We start from the raw sequence: 956 nt of genomic DNA on the forward strand, positions 1-956 counted from the left end.
GGGCGGGGCGCCCCGGCGAGGGGTCCCCGCTCTCCGGCGGTCTGGGATTCGAACGGGCGCCCCGGGGGTGATTCGGCGGGAGCGCGCATCCGTGCCGTGTGGCCCCGGGGAAGAGGGGGCACACGGGCGTTCCGGCCGGAATGCCCGGATGTCCCCGGGATGCTCGACAGGGGCCGGAGCGCGAGGAGGGTGGGCCGCATGGAGATGGAAGGCGCCCGGGTGCTGGTGGTCGGCGCCACCGGCGTGATCGGAGGCGCGATCGCGGAGGAGTGCGCCGCGCGCGGCGCCACCGTGCTGCCCGCCGGGCGGGACCCCGACCGGCTCGCCGAGCGAGCCCGTTCGCTCGGCGCCGAGGCGGCCTTCGCCTTCGACGCCTACGACCTGGACACCTGCGCCGGCCTCGCCGCCCGGGCGGCCGAGGTGGCGGGCGGGCTGGACGCGGTGGTGGTCGCCATCGGCACGGTGGCCTTCGCCCCGGCGGCGGACCTCGGCGAGGAGATGGTGGAGCACCTGTTCACCGTCAACGCCCTGGCCCCGATGGCGGTGCTGCGCGGGGCGCTGCCGGTGGTCGACGAGGGCGGCGCCGTCGCCGCCATCAGTGGGGTCCTGGTGGATCGACCGCAGCCCGGCATGGCCGACTACGGCGCGGCCAAGGCCGCCCTCAGCGCCTGGCTGACGGCGGTCCGGACCGAACAGCGCCGCCGCCGGGTGGCGGTGCTGGACGCCCGGCTGCCGCACCTGGAGACCGGCTTCGCCGACCGCGCGGCGGTGGGCACACCTCCGGCGATGCCGCCCCCCGCCGACCTCGACACCGTGGTGCGCGGGATCGTGGACGCCCTGGCCGAGGGGGCCGCGCTGGTCCTCCCCGACGGGAAGGGGGGTGTGCGCGCGGAGGCCCGCGCCCGCTGATCCGCCGCCGGGCCCGGCGGGCAAGGAGCGGCCGGCCGGTCCGGGGG

Annotated in this window: 1 protein-coding gene; it reads left to right on the forward strand. The window is 78.8% G+C overall.

Translation table 11 applies throughout. The features are described 5' to 3' along the window. The first annotated feature begins 198 nt into the window (after positions 1-198). On the forward strand, positions 199-909 hold the full coding sequence (locus FNQ90_RS24895) for an SDR family NAD(P)-dependent oxidoreductase (protein ID WP_143624726.1): 711 nt from the start codon (positions 199-201) through the stop codon (positions 907-909). Positions 910-956 lie beyond the last annotated feature (47 nt).

Origin of the sequence: Streptomyces alkaliphilus (assembly GCF_014141535.1) — a bacterium.
Classification (GTDB): domain Bacteria; phylum Actinomycetota; class Actinomycetes; order Streptomycetales; family Streptomycetaceae; genus Streptomyces; species Streptomyces alkaliphilus.

Bases quoted from the DNA above. Each gene is read 5' to 3' on its own strand.
- FNQ90_RS24895 (WP_143624726.1), top strand. From the start codon at position 199: ATGGAGATGGAAGGCGCCCGGGTGCTGGTGGTCGGCGCCACCGGCGTG.